The following is a 20,426-nucleotide window of genomic DNA, read 5'->3' on the forward strand; positions in this document are numbered from 1 at the left end:
AAACCCAGTAGTGCCCGGTCCGTCGCCCCCGGAATAAGTCTCAGCCCGGCCCGAACGCCGAACGCAGCGTGTCCAGTCGGTGCCGGTACTCCTCCGCGTCGATCTCGCCCCGCGCGAACCGCTCCGCGAGCAGCTGCTCCGGGGGCACCCCCTGGCCTCCCTGGCCCCCCTGCCCCACCGGGCCCCAGCCGTGCGGACCGCCCACCCCGGGTCCACCGGCGCCGGAAGCCGCACGACCTGGCGGGACCGGCTGCCGCGAGCGCGTGACGTAGCGGAACAGGGCCACGGCGAGCAGAATGACGATCACCAGGAACATCAGCGTCCCGAACGCCATCAGCCCCACGCCCCAGCCACCCACGTAGTGGCCGTGCCCGTGCCAGTGCCTCATCAGGACCTCCTCCTCCGGCCCCATCGGGGCCCGCCGAGGTGAGCAGCGCCTACCACCATCGTGCTCCCGCCGACGGTGAAAGCCGTGTGAGGGCGAGCTGAGAAAACGTTCCGGCAACCGTTCCCGGGCCCACGGGGTAGCGTGCCGCTGGTGACCCACCACCCGCCGCCCGCGTTCCACCCCCAGCGGCCCACGGCTCACCAGCCGCCCATGACCTTCCACCCGCCGGAGGGCGACCGCTCTCCCGAGCAGCTCGCCGCCGCCGGGGTGCTGCGGCGCCACCCGGACCCGCGCCCCCACCCGGCGCTCGGCCACTCCCCCATCGGCTACGTCGCCACCGCGCTCTGGGCCGAGCTCACGGCCCTGGCCATCGCACCGGCGGCCGCCGAGGCCACCGCCACCGCGCTGCTGCGCGCGATCGCCGACCGCGCCGTGGACGCGGCGCTCGCCCCGGGCAACGAGCGCGCCCCGCGCGACGACCTGTACGTGGCCGACCCGGCCCACATCGGCCCGTTCCGCCGGGCGGTCTGGTTCCAGCGTTCCGACCCGCACGGATCACACGGCCCGCACGGCTCGCACGACCCACACGACCCGTACAACCCGTACGGCTCGCACGGCCCCCGCGGCCTGCTCACCCCGGTCGACGCACGCGGCGGGTACACCCCCCGCGGCCCGATCACCGCCTCCTTCGCGCCCCAGGAACCGTAGCCACCCGGACCCCCGCCCGCCCTCTCCTACCGACCCGCACCCGCACCCGCCCGCGCCCGCCCCCTCAGCGCTCGACCTGGAGGCTGTGGCACACCCAGCTCAGCCGGTCCGGCCCGCCGTACGGCGGCCGGTCGTGATACGTCCCGTCCGCCACCGACATGTTGACGATCAGGTACGCGTGCCACGCGGACCCGACCCCGTGCAGGTCCGCGTAGACCAGCTCGTCCTCCACGTACCAGTCCACCGAGTTCGCGCCGAGCACCACCCGCAGGCCGAAGGTCGCCCCCGGCCCGATCCCGGCGCTCGCACCGTGCCAGTACCGGAAGCCGCCGCGGACGTGGTTGGAGATCTCCAGCAGGTCCGGGTTGTCGGGGTGGTACTCGAAGACGTCCACCTCGTTGCCGCCGTCCCGCCAGGTCCAGATCGCCGGCCAGGCACCCAGCTCGACGGGCAGTGTCACACTCGCCGACAGCACGTCCCCGGCGCGGAGCTGGAAGCCGTCCGGACTGCCCTCGGTGGTCAGCAGACTGCAGCTCCACAGCCCGCCACTGTGCCGCCTGACCGCCGTGAACTGCCCGTCGGGGCAGTAGTCGCGGCTGAGGTAGTCGAGTTTGTGGTCGCTCCGGTTGGTCGGCCCCATCCGGGGATAGGCGCTGCTGCGCCCGGCGATCCACTGCCTGGTCGAAGTGAAGTCCGCGTCGAACACGACTGCCACGGCCGCCTCCCCGGAGCGCTGGCGTCCCGGCAGTCCGCACCGCCAGGCACACAGGGTGAGTTACCCGATACCCTCCGCAGTATGCGAAGTGGATCGTTCGGGTCCGGGACGAACGTGCGATTCGAGGATGGCGAGGCCGGTCAGCGGCCGGTCAGCCGACAGGTGCCGCGCCTCCGGCCCCGAGCCGGTCGGTCACCGAGACCACCCCGTCCACCGAGCGGCACAGGTTGAGCACGATCGGCACCAGGTACGGCTCGGGCACGGTGCCGCTGAGCACCACCCGCCCCTGGGTGACCTCCACCCCGATCTCCGCCGGGCTGACCCCGTCGATCCGGCCGAGCACCTCCTCGACGATCTCCCGCCGGATCACCATGTCCTCGCGCAGGAAGACCCGCAGCAGGTCGCCGCGGCTGACCATGCCGACGACCCGCCCCTCCTCGTCCAGCACCGGCAGCCGCTTCAGGCCGTGCCGGCTCATCAGCCGGGCCGCCGCGACCACGCTGGTACCGGGCGTGGTGCAGACCGGCTGCGCCGTCATCAGGTCGGCCGCGGTCACCTCGCCGTCCGGGCCCGCCTGCGCCGACTCGGGCGCGGGCAGCAGGCTGGCCGGGTCGTCCTGCGCGGCCAGGGTGCGCAGCAGGTCGGCCTCCGACACCACGCCGAGCGGTCGCCCTTCCGGGTCCACCACCGGTACGCCGGTGATGTCGTACTCGCTCAGCAGCGTCACGATCTCCCGGAATCCGGTCTCGGGCGAGACCAGGACCACGGGGCTGGTCATCACGGATTCGACGGTGGCATGCCGCACGCCGGTTCACCTCGTCCAACAGGGCTGGTCCGACCGGATGCGGGTCGTCCCGGCCGGTACCGGCAGCATCGCCCGTGGCGGCCGCGACCGCCAGGGGCCAAGGGGCTGAACGGGTGGGACCTTGGACCCCGACCTGCTCACACGGCCCCGACACCACGCCCCCGACGGGCTCACCCCCCCTGGAACTCCGGCGTCGCCGAAGGCCACGTCAACCGGATCAGGACGTTCAAGCGCCGGATGTACGGTCGCGCCGGCTTTGAGCTCCTGCGGAAACGGGTCCTTCTCGCGTCATGACCTCGCTGTCGACAGCCCGTGCGAGGATCCCCGGACTGCGGCGCAAAGAGATCAACCCGCCGCTCGTCGGTACCGCGCGGGCCGCCGGCGCTCGCCGGACGCCCTGCCGACGGTGGCCCGCCGCGCGTCCGTCATATGCCCGCCGATCACCCCGGACGGCGCAACCATCACATGATCGACTCGTTGGACCGTCCACCACGACAGCGGCACGGCTCCCGGGAGGGCCCCTTGGCAGTACGGACGGTGAGCACGGCCGCGCTGCGCCGGGGCGTCGCGGCGCGCCCGGTGGCCCTGGCGGAGGCCTCGCTGGTGCGCCACTACCGACGGCTGGTCCGGCTCGCGTACCTGGCGCTGCCGGCCGACCGCGACCGGCACACCCGGGTGCTCGCCGCGCACGCCGCCGTCCAGCGCGCCCTGCCCACCCGCTGGGCCCGCACGGACCGAACCGCCGTCCGCAAGTCCGCACCCGGTCCGTCCGACGTCCCGGGGTCCATGGACACCCCGGACACCCCATACACCCCGGACGACCCGGACTACGCCGCGCTGCGCCTGCGGGTGCTGCGCGCCGCGCTCCGGCCGCGCCCGGCCGCCCGTCTCCTCACGCCCCGGGTCTGGGGCCTGCGGCTGTTCACCCCGCACGGCGGCGAGGGGGACGCGGAACTCGACCACGCGCTCGCCGCGCTCGCCGCCCCGGCCAGGGCGGCCTTCGCCCTGCGGACGGTCGAAGGGCTGAGCGTGGAACGGGCCGCCGAGGTGCTGCGGCAGGCCGGAGTGGCGCACCCGGCGGTGGCGGTGGCCGTGGCCGGGCAGGTGCCGTCCGGTCCGGATCCGCTGCCGCCGGCCTTCGACCCCTGTGCCGTCCGGGTGCAGCCCACCGACCTGCTGCGCCGGCGCCGTACGCTGACGGCCGCGCTCGCGGTCGGCGTGCTCGGCCTCACCACCACGGCGGGCGTGCTGGGCGGTTCGCACCCGGCGGCGCCCGGCCGTCCGACGACGGTGCCGCTCACCGGCACCGACACCGACCCGTCCCACCTGGTCCGGGTCGCCCCCGATGCCTGGCAGCACACCAGCCGGGTCGACTTCACCGCCTGGCCCGCCCGTGGCGAGCGGCGCGAGGACGGCGCGCTGCTCGGCCGTGCCCTGGCCGCCTGGGCCCGGCCCGGCAACCGGACCCACGCCGAGCCGGGTACGGACGCCGGTCCGCCCGCAGCGCCCGCGCACCTGCTGTTCGCCGGGACGGTGGACGGCACCGGCGTGGTGGTGTTCTCCGACGGCGAGCGGATCGCCCGCTACACCGACAACCCGAACGGTCAGGACGGTCAGGGCGACCAGCACCGCCAGGACGGCCGGGACGGCGGCCTGGACCTCGCCCGGGCCGACGACGCGGACCTGACCACGGCGGGCGCGGTGGTCCTGCGCCGTCAGGGCGCCACCGTCCGCTACCTGCTGGCGCCCTGGGTGGACTCCGCCGAGACCCGCCGGATCGACCGGCCCGACACCCCCGCCCGCCCGTTGGAGCACCCCGACGGCCTCACGTCCCCGGTCCCGGCCGGCGGGCCCGCCGACTGCCAGGGCGCCGCCCTGCTCCAGTTGCACTCGTCCCCCGTGGTCGCCGAGAAGGCCGAGAAGTCCGCCTTCCTGCTGGCCGACCTGGGAGGCCTGATCCCCACACATCTCACCTACGCCCCGCCACCGGAGCGCCCCCAGCCGGAAGGCTCACCACCCGACCGCACCCAGGCCGACCGCGAGCCGCGCGAGGCGACCGCCCAGGACGCGCTGCAGGCCTGGTCACGGGCCGGCTGCGCCGTCCCGGACGGCACACCGGGCGTCAAACTGCTGAACCTCTGGGCTTTCGCCGTCCAGCCGCTGCCGCAGAACGCCGGCTCGGCCTCCTGGGTCTGCCTGCGCGCCGACCGCTGGGACGGTGCGGGCAGTGCGGCCACCGCCGTCGTCCTGCCGGGCGCCCGCGGCCCACAGCGCACCGGTGGCGGATCGGGCCGGGCCTGCGGCCGCTTCGAGCGGGACGCCGTGGCCTGGACCTGGTGGCGTTCCCCGCACGGGACGGAGTTCGTGCTCGCGGCGGGCAGCCGCCGGGTCACCCGGCTCACCGTCAAGGGTTCGGGCTGGTCCGCCGACCGCCCCGCACCTGACCGCACCCTGGCCGTCGAACGCCCCGCCCGCGCGGCCGTCCAGGTGGAGGCGCTGCTCGACAACGGCGCCCGGATCGACCCACCGCACTGAGCCCCGCGCCTCGTCCCCTTGTCCCCATCCCCTTTGCCCATCCCCTTTGCCTCATCCCCCTTCCGCCCCGAGCGCTCCCGTTCAGGCCGCGACCCTCGGCCCACGGGACAGCTCCCGCTCGTAGTCCGGCAGCTCGACGCTGCTGACCCGCTTGCCCAGCTCCAGCATCTTCTCCAGAGCCCAGCGCCGGTTGAGAAGCGCGTTGCGGAACCGCAGGCCCGTGGCCGTACGCGGCGCGAGGAACGGACCGGTGCGGTCGCCGCCCTTCTGGCAGCCCTGCGCGTAGCCGCGCAGCAGCTGCTCGTACCGCGTGAAGGCGGCCCGGTGGTCGCCGCGGGCCCGGGCCAGCTCGCCCGCCAGGACGTACGCGGCCACCACCGCCGTTCCGGTGCCCATGCCGCCGATGGTCGCGCCGCAGGCGGCGTCGCCGATCAGGGCGATCCGACCGGTCGACCAGGCGGGGACGTCGGCGCGGCTGATCGAGTCGAAGTACAGGTCGGGGGCGGCGTCCAGGCTCTCCAGCAGCTGCGGCACCCGCCAGCCGAGGCCCGCGAAGGCGGCCCGGACCAGCTCCTTCTGCCGCGCCGGGTCGTGGCGGTCGTAGTGCAGTTCGGGCGAGGCGAAGAGGCAGAACGCACCGGCCCGGCTCGGGTCGCGGTGGTCGGCGCCGACGGACATCAGCCGGCCGGGGACGTTGAGGCCGATGCCGCCGACCGGCAGCCCGAGGTCGTTGGGCAGCTGCCAGGTGGCCGCGTGGTAGCCGAGGTGGCGGACGTAGCGCTGCTCGGGGCCGAAGGCGAGCCGGCGGACGGTGGAGTGCAGCCCGTCGGCGCCGATCACCAGGTCGAACTCGCGCGGCGCCCCGTGCCGGAAGGCGACCCGGACCCCGTCCGGGCTCTCCTCCAGCGCCGTGATCGAGTCGCCGAAGACGTACTCGGCGCGGGCGCTGCTGTGCCGGTGGAGCAGCTGGGCCAGCTCCCCGCGCGGGACCTCCAGGTCACCGCCGGCGAACTCGGCGGGCAGGTGCAGCAGTTGGCGCCCGTCGGGGTCGACGAAGGTCATCGGGCTGCCGCCGGTGCCGAGCGTGCGCAGTTCCTCCAGGACGCCCATCCGCTCCAGCACGGCCAGGTGGGTGCGGCCGCGGAAGTCGACGTCCTGACCGCCGTCGCGCAGCGCGGGGGCCAGCTCGACCACGGTCACGTCGAAGCCGTACCGGCCCAGCCAGTGGGCGAGCGCGGGGCCGGCGATGCTCGCGCCCGAGATCAGGACCTTGGTGCTCATGGGAATCCACTCCGTCCGAGGATCGTAAAACTGTGTCTGGCGGACACTGTTCATTGCTGTGTACGGTAGACACAGTTGAGCGGGAAGGGCAACCCCCCAGGTGGCGGCCCTGAACGAACACCCGGTCGGACGCCCGGCCGAAACACCCGGTCGGACGCCCGACCGGAAGCCCGGGGCGGCGAGCCCCCGGGCGGAACCCCAGGACGGGACAGGACGGGAGCGGATGATGGCCGAGGCGGCGAACGACACGGTGCGGCTGCTCTGGGGCCCGGCCCCCAAACCCACCCGCGGGCCGAAGCCGGCCCTCAGCCTGGAGCGGATCGCCGCGGCCGGGGTCGAGGTCGCCGACACGGAGGGGCTCGGCGCGGTCTCCATGCAGAAGGTGGCCGGGCTGCTCGACTTCACCAAGATGTCGCTCTACCGCTACGTCCCCGGTAAGGCCGAACTCGTCGCCCTGATGGTCGAGTCGGCCGTCGACGCACCCCCGGACGCACCGGAGGGAGCCGACTGGCGGGAACAACTCACCGCCTGGGCCCACCACTTGGCCGGATCCTTCGCCAGGCACCCGTGGCTGCTGGACGCCACCGTCGGCGCACGGGCGCTCGGCCCGAGGGAACTCGCCTGGCTGGAGCGGGTGGTGGCGGCGCTCGACGGCCACGGGCTGACCGGCCCGGAACGGATGGACGCCGCCGTCCTGCTCACCGGGCACGTGCGCGGAATCGCCGCGCAGTCCCGCGCCGCCGGCCCTGCCAACACCCCCGAAGCCGAACTCCTCGCCGCCCTCGGCACGGTGGTCCAGGAGAACGCCGACCGCTTTCCGGCGGTCGCCGCCGCCATGGCCGACCCCGACGGCCGCGACCAGGCACTGGAGTTCGGCCTGGAGCGCATCCTGGACGGACTGGCCGCCCTGATCGAACGCCGCACGGACGGCGCCTGACCCGCGGAAGCGCCCCGGACCGCCCGGTGGCGAAGAACCCGAAGCTCGGGAAAACCGCTCGGCCCGCCCCCGGCCGCTCGCTAGGATCGCGCCCCATGGCGATGTTCGTGCACCTGACCGCCGCGGCGAACGCGCCGCGCATCCGCCGCGCCGGGATCCGCGCCGACAGCCGGGGCCAGGGCGGCGCACGCGGGGTGTACTGCTTCCCCGTGCTGCCCTCGTACACCCTGACCCACCAGTGGCTGCGCGAGCTGGCCCGGTTCGGCCCCAAGGGCGCACTGGTCGCGGTGCACCTCCGGCTGGACGACGAGCAGGAGGTCCTGACCGGGCACTACCGCGACCGCGCCCAGGAGGCCCAACGGCCGCTGCGGGCCGCCGAGGCGGTCCGGCGGATCGGCGCACTGCCCGACCCGCGCGGCTGGGAGGTGTTCCTGCCGCGCGCGGTGGGCGCCCGCGAGGTGCACCGGGTCCGCGCCGTGCCGCAGGTCACCGGCTGGCGCTACGTCCCGGGCGCCCACGGCACCCGGCCCTGCACCTGTTTCGGCTGCCGCGTCCGCGGCGAGTACGGCGGCCGCCGGCTGCGCGAGCGACACCCGCACCCACTGGACGGCCCGCCGCCGCCCGTCCCCGTGCTGCTCGCCCGGATCGCGGCGGCCGGCGATCCGGGCGACCCGTACGAACTGCGCACCGCCCTGCACTGGTTCGGGCTGCGCCGCCGCGGCCCGGTGGACCTGCTCGCCCGGCTGGCCGAGCACCCGCACCCGGGCGTGCGGGCGGACCTGGTCTGGGCCGTCGGCGGCTGGTCCACCCCGGGCGTCGCCGAACTGCTGGACGGCCTGGCGGACGATCCGGACCCGCTGGTCCGCGGGGCCGTCGAGACGGTCAGGGAGAGCTGAGCCCCGGCCGGCGGCACACCTGCGACGGACAGCACCGCGCCGCCGGTCGGCGCACCGCCGTCAGGAGACGCGCTTGAGCTGCCAGGAGTTCTTCTCCAGGCTCGGCACCGCGGAGTAGTTGCAGCCGGAGCCGTAGAAGGTGCTGACGATCGTCCAGCCGGCCGGCGGCCAGGTGGAGGCGCAGGCGTTGACCACGGTGCCGACCGGGTAGCCGGTGAGCTGCATGATCTTCTTGGTGTTCGGGGTGAACCCGGAGCCGCAGCCGGCGCTGTTCCACCACTGGACGTCCACGTAGCCGCCCGGCGTCAGCGAGGAGGAGCAGCTGGTGCTGGTGTCACCGGGCGCGGCCTGGGCCGTGCCCATGGTCAGGGTCAGCGCGGCGGCGGTACAGCCCAGGGTCAGGACGGCGGAACGAAGGCGTATCACGGGGTCGGCTCCTCTCGGCGACGCGGCGCGTCCGCGTCCCGCCCATTCCTATCCGTGCGAGCCGATGACGGACAGCGACTTTCCGGCCCGACCTGCGGCGCGTTCTCGCCCATTCCCCACCGGGAGCGTTCCACCGGTACGCGGCTGACCTGCGCACTCTCCCGTCGACATGCCCGTTCGCCCGATCCGGGTGATCATGGGACGAACCGCGTCATCGGCGATTCGGCGCACCGGGCCGTCGGCCCCGGGAGCGCCCGGAAGGTGGACTGCGATGTTCCAGCTCCTGTGGATTCTGCTCATCGGCTTCGTGCTGGGCGTGCTCGCCAAACTGATCCTGCGCGGACCGCAGTCGATCCCCTGGTGGCTGACCATGCTGCTCGGCGCGGCCGGGGCCTGGCTCGGCAACGCCGTCTCCGGCTGGATCGGCGTCCGCCACACCTCGGGCATCGACTGGATCCGGCACATCCTGCAACTGGCCTTCGCCGTCGCCCTGGTGGCCTTCGTCGCCCCCGCGTGGACGAAGTCCCACCAGAACCGCTGACCCCCTGTACCCCCGACCCGCCGGCCGGGCCGCCCGCTCAGCCCACGTGGACGGCCGGCCGGCGCGACCGGTCCGGTTCGGCCTCGCGCAGCACCTCGCGGGTGACGGGGGCGATCTCGCCCTGTCCGAACAGGAAGAACCGCAGGAACTGGGCGAAGGGGTTGCCCTCGGTCCACTCGAAGTAGATGTGCGGCTGCTGCCCGGTGAGGTCGCGCACCTGGAGCAGCAGGGCGGCCAGCGCGTTGGGCACGCTGGAGCTCTCCAGCGCCAGCACCCGGTAGCGGTCGTGCAGCACCTCGCCGCGCACCGTCAGCACCGCCTCGAAGTCGGACGGGTCGAGCACGGTGACCTCGACGAACACCAGGTCGTCCTCGGCCGGGATGTCGTTGTCCCGCCGGATCTGGTGGATCTTGTCGCGGTACTCGGCGAGGTCCCGGCTGTTCGGCTCGTTGGCGATCAGCCGCAGCGGGCGGTGGGTGTAGTCCCGGACGAACCGGTCCGCGACGTCGTCCAGCACCACGTCGGTGACGCGCAGTTCGAAGGCCCGCTTGAGGCGGGACAGGAACGAGAGCAGCACGATGCCCGCGATGAAGCAGGCGCCGATCTTGACCCCGTCCGGCCGCTCGGCGATGTTGACCGCCGTGGTGTAGAGGAACACCGCCGCGATCACCGCGAAGCCGGTGCGCCAACGGCGCTGCCCGGCCTTGTGGGCGGCGATGGTCACCGCGATGGCGGCGGAGCTGATCAGCACCAGCACGCCGGTGGCGTAGGCGCCGCCCTGGGCGTCCACGTTGGCGTCGAAGATCCAGGTGACCAGGAAGGCGATCAGGGTGAGCACGATGACGGTCGGCCGCACCGCGCGGGCCCAGTGCGGGGCCATGCCGTAGCGGGGCAGGTAGCGCGGCATCAGGTTGAGCAGCCCGGCCATCGCGGAGGCCCCGGCGAACCAGAGGATGGCGATCGTGGACAGGTCGTAGACGCTGCCGAAGGTGCTGCCCAGGTACTCGTGGGCGAGGTAGGCGAGCGCCCGGCCGTTGGCCTGGCCGCCGGCCTTGAACTGGTCGGCCGGGATGAGCAGCGTGGTGATGAAGCTGGTGGCGATCAGGAACACGCTCATGATCGCGGCCGCGGTGGTCAGCAGCTTGCGGGCGCCGCGGATCCGGCCGGTGGGCTTCTCCTCGGTGTCGTCCGGGTCGCCCTCGATGTGCGGCATCACGGCGACGCCGGTCTCGAAGCCGGAGAGGCCGAGCGCCAGCTTCGGGAAGACGATCAGCGCGACGCCGATCATCGCGATCGCGTTGCCGTGCTCCACGGTCAGCGCGTGCGTCCAGTCGCTGAACACGTGCGGGGCCTTGAGCACGTGCCACAGGCCGTTGGCCACCACCACGACGTTCAGCGAGAGGTACACCGAGACCAGCACCACCGCCAGGCCGATCGCCTCGCTGAAGCCCTTGAGGAAGACGGCACCGAGCAGCGCGATCATGATCAGGGTCAGCATCACCTGCTTGCCGGTCAGGGCGCTGTGCAGGTGCGGGTTCTCCACCAGGTGGGCGCTGGCGTCCGCGGCGGACAGGGTGATGGTGATCATGAAGTCGGTGGCCGCGAAGCCCAGCAGGGTGAGCACGAAGAGCTTGCCCTGCCAGAAGGAGAGCAGCCGTTCCAGCATCGCGATCGAGCCCTGGCCGTGCGGACTCTCCTGGGCGACCCTCCGGTAGACGGGCAGCGCGCCGAGCAGGGTGACGACCACCAGCACGATGGTCGCCAGCGGCGAGACCAGTCCGGCCGCGAGCGCGGCGATGCCGGGCTGGTAGCCGAGCGTGGAGAAGTAGTCCAGGCCGGTCAGGCACATGACCCGCCACCAGCGCTGGCCCTTCTCGTGCGGCGCCTCGGCGTGCGGGCCGGGGTGCTGTTTGGCCAGGTCGGCCAGGCCTTCCAGCATCCACTCCCGGAACCGCCCGCGCCGGGTGACCGGCCCCGCCCCTGCTTCGGCCGACCCCGACGACACCACGGGCACCCCTGTCCACGACTCGGCCGGCCTCGTACGGCTCCGGACCCCCTGTGGCCGCCGGACGGCGGGCCTGGTCAGGCTAGGGGACCGGCCCGCCGGGGCCGGGCAACCGCGCGGACCGACACGCCCGGGTGCGCCCGTACGGCCCTCCCCGGTGGCGGGCCGTCCCGAGGCGGGTGCGGCCGTGCCCGGTGCAGCGCGCCAGGCTGCACGGACCTCGCGAAACACGCGAGGATGTCCGCGCGCACCGACGCACCGGGCCGGCGCCGCACAGTGCGCCACCGGCCGGGGCGGCGCGCCCACGGACCGGGCAGGGACAGGAAGACACGGAGGAAGCGGTGGCGGAGCCGAGTCGGCGGAGGATTCTGGGCCTGGGCCTGATGGCGGCCGCCGTCACTTCCTGCGGCCCCCGTCGCCCGGACGCGGCCCCCGGCCCGCACCCGTCCGCCGGGGCACCCGGCGCGGCGGCCGCCTCGGCGTCCACGCCACCCGGCACCGCCGGTTCCACCGCCGACGGCCACACCGGCCCGACCAACGAGCGCTCCCTCCCCGGCAACGCCGACTGGGAGATCACCGACCCCGGCCCGGACGGCGCCATCGAGGGCTTCGCCGACCGGGTCAGCGTCCTGCCCGGCGAACCCTTCGGCCTGCACGTCTCCACCCCCGCCGCCACGTTCACCGTCTCCGCCTACCGGATGGGCTGGTACGACGGCGCCCGCGCCCGGCTGGTCTGGCGCCGCGAGCACGTCCCCGGCGGCAGGCAGGCCGCGCCGCACGTGGACCCGGCGACCCGCACCGTCCTGACCGGCTGGCAGCGCACCCTCGCGGTGGACACCGCCGGCTGGCCCGAGGGTGCCTACCTGCTGCGCCTGGACGCCGAGGACGGCTCCGGGCGGCGCTACGTCCCGCTCACCGTCCGCTCGGCCAGCACCGCCGGCCGGACCGTGGTGATGAGCGCCCCGGCGACCTGGCAGGCCTACAACGAGTGGGGCGGCTACAGCCTCTACAACGGCCCGACCGGCGGCCTGGCCACCCGCTCGCTGAAGGTCGTCTTCGACCGGCCGTACGACTACGACCACGGCGCCGGACTGTTCCTGGTCTACGAGGCCCCACTGGTCGCCCTCGCCGAACGGCTCGGCCTGCCGCTCGCCTACACCACCGGCGTCGACGTGGCCCGCGAGCCGGGCCTGCTGACCGGGGCGAGCGCCGTCCTGTCGCTCGGCCACGACGAGTACTGGTCGCCCGAGCAGCGCGCCAACGTGGTCGCCGCCCGCGACGCCGGGACCAACCTGGCAGTCCTGGGCGCCAACTGCTGCTACCGCCGGATCCGGTTCGAACCGTCCGACCTCGGGCCGGACCGCACGGTGGTCTGCTACAAGGACGCCTGGGCGCAGGACCCGGGCCACCAGGCGGGTGCCCCGGCGACCACCGACTTCCGGACCGGCCCGGGCGCCGACCCGGAGAGCTCGATGCTCGGCGTCATCTACGACGGCTACCCGGTGGACGCCCCGTACGTGGTCACCTCGCCCGGGCACTGGGCGTACGAGGGGACGGGCGTCGCGGCGGGGGCGTCGTTCCCGCACCTGGTCGGGGTGGAGTACGACCGGGTGCACACCGGCTTCCCCACCCCGCGCCCGATCGAGGTGATCGCCCACTCCCCCGTGGTGTGCGACGGCCGGCGCTCCCACTCCGACACCGCCTACTACACCGTGCCGAGCGGGGCCGGGGTGTTCGCCACCGGGACGATGCGCTGGGTCGAGGCGCTGGAGGCCCGCGGCCCCGGCGGCGGCCGGGCCGACCACGGCATCGACTCGCACGCCGGGGACCTGGTCCGCCAGGTCACCGAGAACGTCCTGCGCGCCTTCGCCGCCGGCCCGGCCGGCCGGACCCGCCCGGCCCAGGACAACCTCGCCGCCGTCTACGGCACGGCGTAGCCAGGACCTGCCTTCGAACCCGCGTCCGCCGGCCCGGCTCAGCCCGCGGCCGGCGCGGCGGCGTCGGAGCCGCAGGCGGTGAGCGCGGCCAGTGCGACGACGAGGGCGGTGGCGGGCAGGACAGTGGTGCGACGGATCGTCATGGGAGGTCTCCGGGGCTACTGTTCCGGGCGTTCGAGGCCCGTCACGGTACCGCATCGTGATCGAACGGGCTTCCGACCTCCGGCCGGGGCGGGAGGCGGTCGGAACGCCCGATACACTCGCACGGTCTCATCCGGAGCAGGCACGAGGGAAACAGAACATGGTCGAGGCCTCCCCCAAGGTCGTTGTGGTCGTCCCCACGTACAACGAGCGGGAGAACCTCCCGGTCCTCGCGGGCCTGCTCGCGGAGCTTCCGGTGCCCGACCTGCACCTGCTGGTGGTCGACGACAACTCCCCCGACGGCACCGGCGAGATCGCCGACAAGCTCGCCGCGGACTCCGGCGGCACCGTCGGCGTGCTGCACCGCACCGAGAAGGACGGCCTCGGCCGCGCCTACCTGGCCGGCATGGCCAGGGCCCTGGACGAGGGCGCCGACGTCGTGGTGCAGATGGACGCCGACCTCTCCCACCCGGCCTCGGCGATACCCGCGATGGTCGAGCTGCTGCTCTCCGACGACACCGCCGTGGTGCTGGGCTCCCGTTACGTCCCCGGCGGCTCCACCGCCGAGGAGTGGCCCTGGCACCGCAAGGCGCTCTCCGCCTGGGCGAACTTCTACGTCAACGCGATCCTCAGCCTCGGAGTCAGGGACGCCACGGCCGGGTTCAAGGCCTGGCGGGCGGACACCCTCCGCGCCATCGACCTGCCGACCGTGCGGAGCAACGGCTACTCGTTCCAGGTCGAGATGAACTACCGGGTCGTCAAGCAGGGCATGACGATCCGCGAGGTGCCGATCCGCTTCGAGGAGCGGATCGAGGGCGCCTCGAAGATGAGCATGGGCGTACAGGTCGAGTCCGCGCTGGCGCCCTGGAAGCTGCGCTTCAAGCGCGAGGGCTGACGAGGCCGACGGGACCGGGCGAGGACCGACGAGGCCGGACGACGGCCTGATGCGGTCGTACGGGTGCCGGACCGGCGCGGGAGCGGTGTGAACGGCGGCCGCGGGGAAAGAAGGGCGACATGGCCCTTCTCCCGGAGACACTCGCGGACCTGGTCCGCCGCAGCGCCCGAGAACCGTTCGTGGTCCAGACCGTCCGGGCCACCGTCGCGGCCACCATCGCCTTCGCGGTGGCGACGCGGCTGAGCAGCGAGCCCGCCCCGCTGACGGCGCCGCTGACCGCACTGCTGGTCGTCCAGGTCACCGTCTACTCGACGCTCAAGACCAGCATCCGCCGGGTCAACTCGGTGGTGGTCGGGGTGCTGATCGCGATCGGGTTCAGCGCCGTGGTCGGACTCTCCTGGTGGAGCCTCGGGCTGATCATCCTGGCCTCGCTGGTCGTCGGCCGGTTCGTCCGGGTCGAGGAGTTCGTCCAGGAGGTCGCGATCAGCGCGATGCTGATCCTGGGCGTGACCAAACTGGCCTCGCAGGCCTGGGACCGGGTGCTGGAGACCCTCATCGGCGCGGCCGTCGGCCTACTGTTCAACCTGCTGTTCGCACCGCCGGTCTGGGTGGACACCGCCGGGGAGTCGATCGAGGACCTCGCCCGGCGGGCCCGCCAGCTACTGCTCGACATCTCCGAGGAGCTGGGCCGCCCCACCCCGGTGGCCCGGGCCGCCGAGCGGCTGCACGAGGCCCGCAGGCTGGACCAGGCGATCGCCGACGTGGACGCGGCGCTGCGCCAGGCCGAGGACAGCCTGCGGTTCAACCCGCGGATCAGCGAGGGGCTGCTGTCCCGGCTGGTGCTGCGCACCGGGCTGGACACCCTGGAGATCTGCGTCGTCGTGATCCGGGTGCTGGCCCGTTCGCTGACCGACCTGGCCAAGCGGCGCGCGCCCGGCGAACGGCTCTTCCCGCCGGACGTGGCGACGGGGCTGGAGGAACTGCTGGCGCACGTCGGCGGCGCGATGGTGAGCTACGCGGTGCTGGTGACCACCCAGGTGAGCCGCAGCGCCGAGGAGGCGGAGGAGCGGCTGACCGCCGAGCTGGCGGCGGCCTGGGCCTGCCGGGAGAACGTCGCTCAGGTGCTGCTGCGCAAGGTCCAGGAGCACCCGGAGGCCTGGCAGCTGCACGGTTCGATACTGGCCGAGGTGGACCGCATCCTGGACGAGATGGACCTGGAGCACCGCGGCCGGCGGCTGATGGAGGAACTGGACCGGGCCTCGGTGGCGAACCGGGAGCGGTTCTCCCGCTACGCCTGGCTGCGCCGCCTGCTGCGGGGCGAACGGGCCCGCGGCGGCCGGACGTCCGCCGCGGCGGATCGCCCGGCGGCGTAGCGGTGGACCACCCGGCGGCCTGGCGGGCCCCGGGGGGCTCAGGGCATCAGCCAGGGCTGCTGCGGCAGCGGGTGGCCGGTCTCCAGGTAGGTCTTGAGGTTGGCGAGCACCGCCGACCAGCCCTGTTCGGCGTCCGCCCGGGCGGCCTCGTCGGCGAGGTCGACGTGGGTGACGGTGAGCCGGGTGAGGTCGTGCCAGCCCTGGAGTTCGAAGGTGACCCGGGAGGGGAAGGCGGCGCGCTCCTCCTGCGGCCCGGCCCAGGTGGTGACCAGCAGGTGCGGGCGGTCGACCGCCTCGACGGTGCCGATGACGTCGGCGGTCCCGGAGCCGTCGGTCCGCTGGTGCTCCCAGGGTGCGCCGAGCAGCCAGGTGGAGACGTTGCGGTGGCCCCAGTAGAGGCCGGACTCGTCGGCGTTGGTGAGCGCGTGCCAGACCCGCTCGGGGGTGGCCCGCAGGTAGGTGATGCCGCGGTGGCTGAAGGCGGTCACGGCCTCACCCCTTCGCCGCGTCGAGCAGCGGCTGGATCTCGATCTTCTGCATCCGCAGCATGGCCGCGAAGACGCGGTCCGCCGCGGCCCGGTCCTCGCCCGCGACCAGGTCGAGCAGCACCCGGGGGGTGATCTGCCAGGAGAGGCCGTAGCGGTCCTTGAGCCAGCCGCACGGGCCCGGCTGGCCGCCGTCGGCGGTGAGCTCCGCCCAGAGCCGGTCGACCTCCTGCTGGTCGTCGCACTCCACCTGGAGCGAGATCGCCTCGGTGAAGTGGAACGCCGGACCGCCGTTGAGGCCCACGTACGCGCGGCCGGCGAGCTCGAACTCGACGGTCATCACCGAGCCCGCCGGGCCGGGGCCGGTCTCGCCGTAGCGGGTGGTCCTGACGACCCGGGAGTCCGGGAACAGCGTGGTGTAGAAGGCGGCGGCCTCTTCGGCCTGGTCGTCGAACCAGAGGGAGGTGGTGATTTTCTGCATGCGCCCGACGGTAACGGCGGGGTCCGTCGGGGCGGCCGAGCCACGGCCGGGGGTCACCGGATCGGCGCCCCCGGCCGTCGCCGCGTCAGTGCACCCAGCCCGCGTAGCGCCGGACGAAGCGCTGACCGGTGTGGGCGGTCACCACGACGTCGTAGCGGCCCTGCTTGTCCAGCGGCCAGGCCAGGTTGGCCTGCTTGCCGGGCTTGACCCAGACGGTCTGCGCGGTGCCCGCGAAGTCGTTGGGCGCGGCGGTGAAGGCCACGTCGGTCATCCCGTCGTTGGCGACCTGCAGGGTGAGCTTGAGGCTGCCGCGCAGGTCGGCGGTGACGATCGGCACGCCGATGTCGTTCTGGCCGTCCTGCCCGTCGCGGACCACGGTGCCGGCGAAGCGCCGGACGAAGCCGTCCGGGCCGTGCACGGTGAAGTCGTAGCGGCCGTCGGTGGCGGCCGCGTCCCAGACGTACCGGGCGGTGGCGCCGGGGGCGACGGTGTACGGGGTGCCGGCGAAGGGGAGCAGGATGTTCGGGTAGACGGTGTACGGGAAGGCCACCGAGCCGTCGTTGCTCATCGTGCAGACGACCTTGCCGGTCTTCCGGTCCACCTCGACGTCGGCCCACGGCTGGTACGGCAGCGGGCGGTGCGGGCGCTCGCCGCGCTCCTGGACGGGCATCGCCTGGGCGCCGACCGCCGGCAGCGCGACGCCGGGCAGCCTGGTGCCCGCGTCGGCCCTGGCCATCAGGGCCTTGGTGTCGGGCAGCACCGGGACCGAGAGCTCGGGGGCGGCGAAGTCGAAGCAGCTGGTGAGGTCGCCGCAGACGGCCCGGCGCCAGGCCGAGATGTTGGGCTCGGCCACCCCGGTGACCAGTTCCATGAAGCGCAGCACCGAGGTGTGGTCGAAGACCTGGGAGTTGACCCAGCCGCCGCGCGACCAGGGCGACACGACCCAGAGCGGCACCCGGTTGCCGAGGCCGATGGCCCGTCCCTGGGTGAACTCCTCGGGGGTGCCGGGCTCGGGGGTGGGCGGGACCATGTGGTCGAAGTAGCCGTCGTTCTCGTCGTACATCACCAGGAAGACGGTGTGCCGCCAGACCTCCGGGTTGGACGTCAGCGACCGCAGGGCCTGGTCGACCCAGTGCGCGCCGTAGGCCGGGCCGGCCTCCGGGTGCTCGGAGAACAGGTACGGCGCGACCAGCCAGGAGACGGTCGGCAGGGTGCCGTCCTTGCAGTGGCGGTCGAAGTCGGCGGGGTCGAACTTCGTCATCGCGTTGAGGTAACGCGGGTCGTCGTGCGGGAAGTTGTGGAACTGCTTGAAGTAGGAGAGCGCGTTGTCGTCGTAGTCGCCGGTGCGCTCGTCCTTGCTGGGGTTGTGGTAGACGCGCCAGCTGACGCCGGCCGCCTCCAGGCGCTCGGCGTAGGTGGTCCAGTCGGCGACGGGGTTGTCGGTGACCGGGGTGTTGTCGATCCACGGGCCGGTGGTGCCGTCGCGGCCGGGGCCGGACGTGCCGGTCCACAGGTAGAGCCGGTTGGGGTCGGTCGGGCCGGCCAGCGAGGTGAAGTAGGCGTCGCAGACGGTGAACGCGTCGGCCAGGGCGTACTGGTAGGGGATGTCGTCCCGGGTGAAGTAGCCCATGGTGCGCTCGCCCTTGGCGGCGATCCACTTGTTCATCGCGCCGTTGTTGATGGCCAGGTGGCCGGTGGCCCAGTCGTGCGGCAGGCCGCCGGCGTTCTGCGCGTTGTACTTGGCGGTGTCCATCCGGTACGGCAGCATCACGCCGCCGTCGCTGCGCCGGCCGTCGGGCTGGCGGAAGACGTCGGTGCCGTCCGGGAACTGGAGCGCCTGCTTGTCGCCGAAGCCGCGGACACCGGCCAGGGTGCCGAAGTAGTGGTCGAAGGAACGGTTCTCCTGCATCAGGACGACGACGTGCCTGACGTCCTTGACGGTGCCGGTCAGCGGGGTGCCGGGCTTGGCGGCGGGGACGGGGGCCGGGGCGGCGGTGGCCTGGGTGGCCGTCAGGCCGGACAGGGCGGTGGCGCCGGCGGCCGCGGTGGCGCCGACGAAGGTGCGGCGGGAGAGCTCGGGCATGGCGAACTGGCCTCTCGGAGCTGGGAGTCGGGGAGCCTGGGAGCTCAGAGCTGGAAGGTGGCGACCGCGGCGGCGGTGTCGGAGGGCCACTCGTTGGCGGCGATGCCGGGCTCGGGCTGCGGCCAGCCGGCGGCCAGGGTGTGCGCCTCGACCAGCTTCAGCGGGCCCGCGTACTGGACGTAGTCGGTGCGGTCCTGCGGCTCGGGGCGGTCGCCGCGCCGTTTGCGGGTGGGCGACCAGGTGGCACCCGGGGCCTTGACCGGGTCGCGGTTCTCCTCGCGGAAGGTGTCGGTCAGTCCGGCGCCCTGGAGGGCCACGGTGACCGGCCAGGCGAGCGCGCCGACCCCCTGGTGGGCGGCGGCGGTGGCGGCCGTCCAGTCCCGGTGCGAGGGCGAGGAGAGCGCGCCCGCCAGCACCACGGGGGTGCGCCGGGCGATGTCCGCGCGGACGGCGGCGGCCAGCGCCCTGGCCTGCCTCAGCCGCAGCGAGCCGTTCTCGGCGGCCTCCACCTCGGCGGCGGTCCGGCCGTCCTGGACGGCGTACGGGCCGTAGCCCGCCTCGTCCAGGTGGGCGGCCCAGAAGCGGACGGTGCGGCCGCCGGGCAGCCGCAGGGTGGCCGCGGCGGCGGGCAGCTCGGCGGTCGGCGGGGTGACGTCGGTGAGCGGGTGGCGGCTGAGGATGCCGACGCTGCCCGGGCTCTGGTAGGCGTACCAGCCGAGGGCGTCGGCCAGGGTCGTGGCCCGCTCCCCCGCGGTCTCCTGGAGGGCGAGCACGTCCAGGCCTTGGGCGAGGACCACGCGCAGCTGCTTCTCCAGCGCGTCGGTGTGGGCCGAGCCAGCGTCGTGCAGGTTCCAGCTGGCGGCCTTGAGGCGCAGCGGGGCGGCCGGGTCCGCCACCGGGACGAGGACGGTGACGGTGTCGGTGGCACCCGCGCTGTCCCTGACGCCGACGACCACCGGCTCGGGGTTCCGGCCGGGGGTGGCGGGGGCGGTGCCGGTGAGCGTGCCGTCGGCGCCGACCGAGGCCCAGGCCGGGCCGCTCACCTTGCGGTAGGTGGCGGAGCCGGCCGGGTTGCCGGCCGGGCGGGACCAGAGGCCGCCGAGCCGTACCGTCACGGCGGCTCCCGGGGCGACGGGCGTGGCGGTGACCGCGTCGACGGCGGCGTGCGGGCGGACGACGGCGGGCTTGGGGCGGAAGGTGAACGACTCGGTGCGGGCCAGGATGCCGTAGCCGTCCTTGGCGAGCAGGTAGGCGGTGTACGGGCCGCCGGTCAGCGCGGAGGTGTCGAGCTGGACGTCGCCCGAGGTGCCCGGGGTGTACTTCCACAGCAGCGAGCCGCCGTTGCCGGGCCGGCGGTCGCCGTCGTAGATGCCGACCCAGTTCCTGGCGTCGGGGGCGTCGGTGGTCCAGTGGAAGGTGAGCCGGTCGCCTTCGGTGGGGTTGGTGGAGGAACTGATCGTCAGGGCGCTGCCTGCGGCCACGGTTGTCCTGTCCGCCGTCCGGGGCCGGACCGCCGGGGGACGGTTCGCCGGGGCCGGGTACGGCTGGTCACGGAGGCTGGGAGAAGGGGGGCGCGCAGTTGGCTGTACAACTGCGGGCGGCCCTCATTCACCCGAAGGCCGGCGACCGGCGCGTGAACGACGCATGACGGAGTGTCGGGCGGTACGGGAACTTCGCTGGGCGGGGCCGTCGGCCCGCGGCGCGGGTGCGTTCGCGGGTGCACTCCCGGGTGCTTACGCGGGCAGGTTCGCGGGTGCGAGGGTGCTTCCGCGGACATGCCGCGAGGGCCGCGGC

Annotated in this window: 18 protein-coding genes; 8 read left to right on the forward strand and 10 right to left on the reverse strand. The window is 74.1% G+C overall.

All coding sequences use genetic code 11. The features are described 5' to 3' along the window. Positions 1 to 40: 40 nt before the first annotated feature. A complete protein-coding gene (locus ACFU6K_RS06650; RefSeq protein WP_380661274.1) occupies positions 41 to 388 on the reverse strand; it encodes an SHOCT domain-containing protein in 348 nt (115 codons plus the stop codon). Positions 389 to 538: 150 nt separating this feature from the next. Between ACFU6K_RS06650 and ACFU6K_RS06655 the strand changes: the two genes are divergently transcribed. Then, entirely contained in the window at positions 539 to 1,096 is a 558-nt protein-coding gene (locus ACFU6K_RS06655) for a hypothetical protein (RefSeq protein WP_380661275.1), read from the forward strand. Positions 1,097 to 1,160: 64 nt separating this feature from the next. Here the strand turns inward: ACFU6K_RS06655 and ACFU6K_RS06660 are convergent, their stop codons facing one another. Then, positions 1,161 to 1,811: a hypothetical protein gene (locus ACFU6K_RS06660; RefSeq protein WP_063780338.1), complete on the reverse strand. Its 651-nt coding sequence runs from the start codon at positions 1,809 to 1,811 to the stop codon at positions 1,161 to 1,163. A gap of 151 nt (positions 1,812 to 1,962) precedes the next feature. Then, a complete protein-coding gene (locus ACFU6K_RS06665; protein ID WP_380661289.1) occupies positions 1,963 to 2,589 on the reverse strand; it encodes a CBS domain-containing protein in 627 nt (208 codons plus the stop codon). 549 nt (positions 2,590 to 3,138) lie between these two features. Between ACFU6K_RS06665 and ACFU6K_RS06670 the strand changes: the two genes are divergently transcribed. Next, positions 3,139 to 5,151 carry a hypothetical protein gene (locus ACFU6K_RS06670; protein ID WP_380661277.1) on the forward strand — a complete coding sequence of 671 codons (2,013 nt, stop codon included), beginning with the start codon at positions 3,139 to 3,141 and terminating at the stop codon, positions 5,149 to 5,151. A gap of 81 nt (positions 5,152 to 5,232) precedes the next feature. On the opposite strand, the gene ACFU6K_RS06675 is transcribed toward ACFU6K_RS06670, so the two are convergent. Beyond that, positions 5,233 to 6,432, reverse strand: a complete 1,200-nt coding sequence (locus ACFU6K_RS06675; RefSeq protein ID WP_380661278.1) for an FAD-dependent monooxygenase — start codon at positions 6,430 to 6,432, stop codon at positions 5,233 to 5,235. A 223-nt stretch (positions 6,433 to 6,655) separates the two neighbouring features. Here ACFU6K_RS06675 and ACFU6K_RS06680 point away from each other — a divergent pair, with 223 nt between their 5' ends. Together ACFU6K_RS06680 and ACFU6K_RS06685 are read left to right on the forward strand one after the other, a co-directional pair. Beyond that, the gene (locus tag ACFU6K_RS06680; protein ID WP_380661279.1) at positions 6,656 to 7,369 is read left to right on the forward strand and encodes a TetR/AcrR family transcriptional regulator; all 714 of its coding nucleotides are present in this window, start codon (positions 6,656 to 6,658) and stop codon (positions 7,367 to 7,369) included. Positions 7,370 to 7,464: 95 nt separating this feature from the next. Further along, positions 7,465 to 8,265, forward strand: coding sequence for a HEAT repeat domain-containing protein (locus ACFU6K_RS06685; protein WP_380661280.1), 801 nt, complete (start codon positions 7,465 to 7,467; stop codon positions 8,263 to 8,265). A gap of 60 nt (positions 8,266 to 8,325) precedes the next feature. Here ACFU6K_RS06685 and ACFU6K_RS06690 read toward each other — a convergent pair whose 3' ends face one another. Further along, positions 8,326 to 8,691: a hypothetical protein gene (locus ACFU6K_RS06690; protein WP_380661281.1), complete on the reverse strand. Its 366-nt coding sequence runs from the start codon at positions 8,689 to 8,691 to the stop codon at positions 8,326 to 8,328. A 271-nt stretch (positions 8,692 to 8,962) separates the two neighbouring features. Here ACFU6K_RS06690 and ACFU6K_RS06695 point away from each other — a divergent pair, with 271 nt between their 5' ends. Continuing rightward, on the forward strand, positions 8,963 to 9,232 hold the full coding sequence (locus ACFU6K_RS06695) for a GlsB/YeaQ/YmgE family stress response membrane protein (RefSeq protein ID WP_049651509.1): 270 nt from the start codon (positions 8,963 to 8,965) through the stop codon (positions 9,230 to 9,232). 37 nt (positions 9,233 to 9,269) lie between these two features. Here ACFU6K_RS06695 and ACFU6K_RS06700 read toward each other — a convergent pair whose 3' ends face one another. Continuing rightward, positions 9,270 to 11,171: an amino acid transporter gene (locus ACFU6K_RS06700; RefSeq protein ID WP_380661282.1), complete on the reverse strand. Its 1,902-nt coding sequence runs from the start codon at positions 11,169 to 11,171 to the stop codon at positions 9,270 to 9,272. A gap of 449 nt (positions 11,172 to 11,620) precedes the next feature. Between ACFU6K_RS06700 and ACFU6K_RS06705 the strand changes: the two genes are divergently transcribed. From ACFU6K_RS06705 to ACFU6K_RS06715, 3 genes are all read left to right on the forward strand, one after another. After that, positions 11,621 to 13,174, forward strand: coding sequence for a N,N-dimethylformamidase beta subunit family domain-containing protein (locus ACFU6K_RS06705; RefSeq protein ID WP_380661290.1), 1,554 nt, complete (start codon positions 11,621 to 11,623; stop codon positions 13,172 to 13,174). Positions 13,175 to 13,475: 301 nt separating this feature from the next. Beyond that, positions 13,476 to 14,210 (forward strand): polyprenol monophosphomannose synthase, encoded by a 735-nt coding sequence (locus tag ACFU6K_RS06710; RefSeq protein WP_380661283.1) that lies wholly within the window; start codon positions 13,476 to 13,478, stop codon positions 14,208 to 14,210. Between the two features lie 119 nt (positions 14,211 to 14,329). After that, complete coding sequence (locus ACFU6K_RS06715; RefSeq protein ID WP_380661284.1) at positions 14,330 to 15,583, forward strand: aromatic acid exporter family protein; 1,254 nt, start codon at positions 14,330 to 14,332, stop codon at positions 15,581 to 15,583. Positions 15,584 to 15,621: 38 nt separating this feature from the next. Here the strand turns inward: ACFU6K_RS06715 and ACFU6K_RS06720 are convergent, their stop codons facing one another. The 4 genes from ACFU6K_RS06720 to ACFU6K_RS06735 all read right to left on the reverse strand — a co-directional run bounded on the left by ACFU6K_RS06720 (position 15,622) and on the right by ACFU6K_RS06735 (position 20,113). Next, complete coding sequence (locus tag ACFU6K_RS06720; protein ID WP_380661285.1) at positions 15,622 to 16,071, reverse strand: SRPBCC domain-containing protein; 450 nt, start codon at positions 16,069 to 16,071, stop codon at positions 15,622 to 15,624. A 4-nt stretch (positions 16,072 to 16,075) separates the two neighbouring features. Then, on the reverse strand, positions 16,076 to 16,549 hold the full coding sequence (locus ACFU6K_RS06725; protein ID WP_380661286.1) for a VOC family protein: 474 nt from the start codon (positions 16,547 to 16,549) through the stop codon (positions 16,076 to 16,078). An 85-nt stretch (positions 16,550 to 16,634) separates the two neighbouring features. Beyond that, positions 16,635 to 18,632, reverse strand: coding sequence for a phosphocholine-specific phospholipase C (locus ACFU6K_RS06730; RefSeq protein ID WP_380661287.1), 1,998 nt, complete (start codon positions 18,630 to 18,632; stop codon positions 16,635 to 16,637). A gap of 44 nt (positions 18,633 to 18,676) precedes the next feature. Then, positions 18,677 to 20,113, reverse strand: a complete 1,437-nt coding sequence (locus tag ACFU6K_RS06735) for an endonuclease/exonuclease/phosphatase family protein (RefSeq protein WP_380661288.1) — start codon at positions 20,111 to 20,113, stop codon at positions 18,677 to 18,679. Positions 20,114 to 20,426 lie beyond the last annotated feature (313 nt).

Source organism: Kitasatospora sp. NPDC057512 (genome assembly GCF_042802135.1).
Classification (GTDB): domain Bacteria; phylum Actinomycetota; class Actinomycetes; order Streptomycetales; family Streptomycetaceae; genus Kitasatospora.